Annotated in this window: 5 protein-coding genes; all 5 read left to right on the top strand. The window is 61.1% G+C overall.

The window, feature by feature from the left end:
• The first annotated feature begins 274 nt into the window (after positions 1-274).
• Positions 275-1,255, top strand: coding sequence for an ABC transporter permease (locus AC1DWI_RS11605; RefSeq protein ID WP_477671436.1), 981 nt, complete (start codon positions 275-277; stop codon positions 1,253-1,255).
• 72 nt (positions 1,256-1,327) lie between these two features.
• Positions 1,328-2,911 carry an ABC transporter substrate-binding protein gene (locus tag AC1DWI_RS11600; protein WP_477671435.1) on the top strand — a complete coding sequence of 528 codons (1,584 nt, stop codon included), beginning with the start codon at positions 1,328-1,330 and terminating at the stop codon, positions 2,909-2,911.
• Between the two features lie 243 nt (positions 2,912-3,154).
• The gene (locus tag AC1DWI_RS11595) at positions 3,155-4,072 is read left to right on the top strand and encodes an ABC transporter permease (RefSeq protein ID WP_477724872.1); all 918 of its coding nucleotides are present in this window, start codon (positions 3,155-3,157) and stop codon (positions 4,070-4,072) included.
• Positions 4,073-4,201: 129 nt separating this feature from the next.
• Positions 4,202-5,179 (top strand): ABC transporter ATP-binding protein, encoded by a 978-nt coding sequence (locus tag AC1DWI_RS11590; protein WP_477724871.1) that lies wholly within the window; start codon positions 4,202-4,204, stop codon positions 5,177-5,179.
• The coding region (locus AC1DWI_RS11585) for an ABC transporter ATP-binding protein (protein ID WP_477724870.1) at positions 5,176-6,012 on the top strand (837 nt) is incomplete at its 3' end. The genes AC1DWI_RS11590 and AC1DWI_RS11585, both read left to right, overlap by 4 nt.

Genomic DNA, 6,012 nt, shown 5'->3' with positions numbered 1-6,012 from the left:
CAACCTGGAAAGCCGCGCCGAAAAAATCACGGTGCCGCTGTCCTATACCGACGAGTTGTATGCGCTGCGCAGCAACATCCACCTGGTCCGCAAAAAACTGCAACGGCTTTAGAGCCGGTCGCGCCGCAAAGAGGCGCGCGGCACCTTAAAAGGGCAATGAAAAGCCCGATTCAGGGCAATTGCCGGGGCCACGCGGTTCTTTAACCCTAAAGTAAACCCCTGTGTCGGCATAGCAATTGCTCTGCTAGTATCGTCCGACACTTTTCTTTGGCCAATGCTTGCTTTTATTCTGCGCCGCCTGATCCAGGCCGTGATCGTGATGGTCGTGGTCGCCTTGATTGCCTTCATGCTCTTTCAGTATGTCGGTGACCCGGTGGTGTTCCTTCTGGGGCAGGACGCCACACCGGCGCAGATCCGGCAACTGCGCACCGACCTCGGGCTGGACCGGCCTTTTATCGTCCAGTTCTGGCATTTCCTGGTCAACGCCGCGCAGGGCGAATTCGGCTTGAGCCTGCGACAGGGCGCCAAGGTATCGCGCCTGATTTCCGAACGTTTTCCCGCGACGCTGGAGCTTGCGCTGGTGGCGGCCGTTTTGGCCTTGCTCATCGGTATCCCGATGGGCGTCTATTCGGCGCTGCGCCGCGGCTCGTTCCTGAGCCAGGTGTTCATGACGGTGTCACTGCTGGGTGTTTCATTGCCCACTTTCCTGATCGGTATCCTGCTGATCCTGGTGTTCGCCGTGGGCCTGGGCTGGTTCCCGAGCTTTGGCCGTGGCGAGACAGTGCAGATCGGCTGGTGGAGCACAGGCCTCTTCAAGGCCGACGGCTGGCACCACATCGTCCTGCCGGCCGTGACGCTGGCGGTCTTTCAGCTCACGTTGATCATGCGGCTGGTGCGCGCCGAAATGCTGGAGGTATTGCGCACCGACTACATCAAGTTCGCACGGGCGCGCGGCCTGCCCGACCGGGCCATCCATTTCGGCCATGCCTTGCGCAACACGCTGGTGCCGGTAATGACCATTACCGGTCTGCAACTGGGCGGGTTGATCGCCTTTGCCATCATCACCGAAACCGTCTTTCAATGGCCCGGCATGGGCCTGCTGTTCATCCAGGCGGTGACCTTTGCCGACATCCCCGTCATGGCCGCTTACCTGTGCCTGATTGCGCTGATTTTTGTGGCCATCAACCTGGTCGTCGACCTGCTGTATTTCGCAGTGGACCCCCGGCTTCGCGTCGGCAATGCCGCGGGCCACTGATGGCGCAGGCCGCACCCCTTTATTTCATTTTTTACACCCGCAAGTCCCCATCCCTTTCACAAGGAGTTCCTGATGAAATTCAAGTCCAATCTGCTTTCAGCCGCTGTGCTGTGCGGCCTCACGGCCACAAGTTTTATCGCTTCGGCGCAAACCCTGCGAGTCGCCAACCAGGGCGATTCTTTGTCGATGGATCCGCACTCGCTGAACGAATCGCTTCAGCTCAGCGTGACGGGCAATGCCTATGAAGGCCTGGTCATCCGCAACAAGGACCTGAGCCTGGCGCCTGGCCTGGCGACCTCGTGGAAACAGACATCACCTTCCGTATGGCGCTTCGAACTGCGCAAGGGCGTGCAGTTTCACGACGGCACGCCGTTCACCGCCGATGACGTGGTGTTCAGCTTTAACCGCACCCAGGCCGACGGCTCGGACATGAAGAGCTACACCAACGACTTCAAGGAAGTGCGCAAGATCAACGACCATGTGGTTGAGATCGAAACCAAAACACCCTTTCCCATCTTGCCCGACGTGATCACGCTGGTTTACATCATGAGCAAGAAATGGTGCGAAACCAACCAGGCGACCAAACCGGTGGACCGCCGTAAAGGCATTGAAAACGCCGCGTCCTTCCGTGCCAACGGCACCGGCCCTTACCGGGTACGGGAGCGTCAACCCAATGTGCGCACCACCTTTGTCCGCAACGGCACCTACTGGGGCAAGATTGAAGGCAACGTTCAGGAGGTGGTCTTCACCCCCATCGGCAACGACGCCACGCGCGTGGCAGCCTTGCTGTCCGGTGAAGTCGACGTGATGGAGCCCGTGCCGGTGCAGGATATTGACCGTGTCAACAGCAACGCCGCAACCCGTGTTCTGGCCGGACCAGAGCTGCGCACCATTTTCCTGGGCATGGACCAAAAGCGCGACGAACTCCTGTATTCCAGCGTGAAGGGCAAAAACCCGTTCAAGGACAAGCGCGTGCGCCAGGCCTTCTATCAGGCCATCGACATCGAAAGCATCAAGAAAACCGTGATGCGCGGCGGCTCCAACCCGACAGCGCTGCTGATTGGCCCCGGTATCAACGGCTTCCAGGCCGACCAGAACAAGCGCTTGCCCTACGACCCTGAAGCCGCCAAAAAACTGATGGCAGATGCCGGCTATGCGAGTGGTTTTGAAGTGTCCATGAACTGTCCGAATGACCGTTATGTGAACGACAGCCGGATTTGCCAGGCTGTGGCAGCCAATCTTTCACGCATCAACGTCAAGATCAACCTCCAGGCTGAAACCAAAGGCACCTATTTCCCCAAGATTTTGCGTCGCGACACCAGCTTTTACATGCTGGGCTGGACACCCGGCACTTATGACGCCCACAACGCCATGAATGCCCTGGTCGCCTGTGTCGACGACAAGGGCGCTGGCCAGTTCAATCTGGGCGCATATTGCAATCCGAAGTTTGACGAACTGACCAGGAAGGTCCAATCCGAAACCGACAAGACCAAGCGCAATGCGATGATCAAGGAAGCGTTCGACATCCACGGGGCCGACATCGGCCACATACCGCTGCACCAGCAGTCGCTGGCCTGGGGCATGAACAAGAAGGTGGAACTGGTCCAGATGGCCGACAACTTCATGTTCTTCAAGTGGATAACTGTGAAGAAGTAAACACCCCCCTGTTGCCTTTTCGCTGCGCGTAGCGGCCTCTCCCCTGCAGGGGACAACAGCAGCGGCATGGCAAGCCGGTTCCGCGCTGAAGGTAACCTCCCCCCTGTTGCCTTTTCGCTTCGCGTAACGGCCTCTCCCCTGCAGGGGACAACAGCGGCGGCCCGGCAAAGCCGGCTCCGCGCTGTTGCTGGCACAGGACTCGCTTTACTCGACCCTAGTTAATACGGACTACGCATTCTTTTGATGACAAAAACTCTTGCGCGCTGGTTTGACAGCGATGTGGTCCACAGTTTTCKCACCTCGCCGGTTGCGATGCTTGCGGCGGCCATTGCGCTGGTCTGCGTTTTCTGTTCGGTGTTTGCCGGCTGGGTGGCCCCGCATGACCCGTTCAACCTCAGCACACTGGAGCTCAGCGATGCGCGCCTGCCCCCGGCCTGGAGCGCGCAGGGCAGTTCGAAATACCTGCTGGGCACCGATGACCAGGGGCGGGACATTTTATCGGCGCTGATGTATGGCGCGCGCATTTCACTGATAGTGGGCGTGGCCTCTGTCATCCTCTCCATGCTGGCTGGCGTGTCGCTGGGCTTGCTCGCGGGCTTTCGCGGCGGCTGGATCGACGCGGCCCTGATGCGCGTATGCGATGTGATGTCATCTTTTCCGCCAATCCTGGTCGCGCTGCTGATCGCCGGTGTGGGCCGCGCGGTGTTTCCTGACGCGAGTCAGCTCCTCGCCATGGGCGTGCTGATTCTGTCGATCTCGATGGGGCAGGCGGGCTGGGTGCAATACGCGCGCACGGTACGCGGATCAACCATGGTGGAACGCAGCAAGGAATATGTACAGGCCGCACGCGTCACCGGTGTCTCGCCGTTGCGCATCATGCGGCGCCATGTGCTGCCCAATGTGATGGGGCCTGTACTGGTGCTTGCCACCATCCAGGTGGCGACCGCCATCATCACCGAAGCCACGCTGTCCTTCCTGGGCGTGGGCGCGCCGCCCACCTCACCCTCGCTGGGTACGTTGATCCGTGTCGGCAACGACTACCTGTTCTCGGGCGAGTGGTGGATCACCGTGTTCCCGGGCCTGATGCTGGTGTTGATTGCGCTGAGCGTGAATCTGCTCGGTGACTGGTTGCGTGATGCCCTCAATCCCCGTCTAAGGTAGGCCGAAAAATGAATGCCCCCACGCTTGTCATTACGTGTACTAAGCTGCCCCCCGAGGGAGCGCATTTTTCCTTGGGGCGGCCCGGCGGAAAAACCTTACTCATCGCTCACTTCGTGAGCTGAACCGTCAATGAGTCTTTTACAAATCAAGAACCTGGTGGTCGAGTTTCCCGGCCGGCGTGGCACGCTGCGTGCGCTGGACGACATCTCGTTTGACATCGCCCCTGGCGAAATCCTTGGCGTGGTCGGTGAATCGGGCGCGGGCAAGTCGCTGACCGGGGCGGCCATCATCGGCCTGCTGGAGCCGCCCGGGCGCGTGGCGGGCGGCCAGATCCTGCTCGAGGGCGAGCGCATCGACAACCTGCCCCACGAACGCATGCGTCACATCCGGGGGCGCAAGATAGGCGCGATCTTCCAGGATCCGCTGACCTCGCTGAATCCGCTCTACACCATAGGCCGGCAATTGGTGGAAACCATCCAGGCTCATTTGCCCGTCAGCACGCAGGAAGCCCGGGCGCGCGCCATCGAACTGCTGGATGACACCGGCATTCCCGCAGCCGCCCAGCGCATAGACCACTACCCGCATCAGTTCTCGGGCGGTATGCGCCAGCGCGTGGTAATCGCCCTGGCGCTGGCGGCCGAGCCCAAGCTCATCGTGGCCGACGAAYCGACCACCGCGCTTGACGTATCGATCCAGGCACAAATCATCACCCTGCTCAAAAATATCTGCCGGCAGCGCGGCGCCGCCGTCATGCTGATCACCCACGACATGGGCGTGATCGCCGAAACCTGTGACCGTGTGGCCGTGATGTATGCCGGGCGGATCGCCGAGATAGGCCCAGTGCACCAGGTGATCAACCACCCCTCGCATCCCTACACGGCGGGCCTGATGGCCGCGATTCCCGACATTACCGTGGAGCGTGAGCGCCTGTATCAGATCGACGGCGCCATGCCGCGCCTGAACGCCATCCCACAGGGATGCGCCTTCAATCCGCGCTGCCCCAAGGCCTTTGAACGCTGCCGCCAGGACAGGCCGGACCTGATGCCGGCCGGCGCCACGCGGGCGGCGTGCTGGTTGCATGACGCGCATGCGGGGGTGGCCGCATGAGCGACATCCTGAATGCCGAAGTATTGCAAAACGCAGCAAAGGTTGGGGAACCGCTGGTCCAGGCGCACGACCTGGCCAAGACTTTCGATGTGTCGCCGCCCTGGCTCAACCGCGTGCTGGAGCGCAAGCCCCGCCTGCTGCTCAAGGCCGTCGACGGCGTAAGCTTCGACATCGAGAGAGGCAAGACGCTGGCACTGGTCGGCGAATCGGGCTGCGGCAAAAGCACCGTCGCCCGCCTGCTAGTGGGTCTCTATGAGCCGACGCGCGGTGGATTGACCTTTGACGGCCAGGATGCGCATTCCGCTTTCAAGACACCCCAGGGCCGGCAATTGCGCAGGCGCATCCAGATGATTTTTCAGGACCCCTATGCCAGCCTGAACCCGCGCTGGACGGTGGAGGACATCATCGCAGAACCGTTGCACGAGCACGGCATCCTGAGTGACAGCGCAGCACTCAAGGAACGCGTGGACGAACTGCTGAGGTCGGTGGGCCTGTCTGCGCTGGACAAGCCCAAGTATCCACATCAATTCTCGGGTGGGCAGCGCCAGCGCATATCGATCGCGCGCGCACTGGCCACGGAGCCCGAGTTCCTGGTCTGCGACGAACCGACCTCGGCGCTGGACGTGAGCGTGCAGGCGCAGGTGCTCAACATCATGAAGGACCTGCAACGAAAGCGCGGCCTGACTTACCTCTTCATCTCGCACAACCTCGCAGTGGTGCGCCACGTCAGCGACCACGTCGGCGTGATGTACCTGGGCCGCGTCGTGGAACTGGCCGACAAGCACAGCCTGTTCGGCACACCGCGCCATCCCTACACACGCATGCTGCTGGAT

Source organism: Polaromonas sp. P3_C2 (genome assembly GCF_056402675.1).
This window is presented reverse-complemented; position numbering and strand designations above follow the sequence as displayed.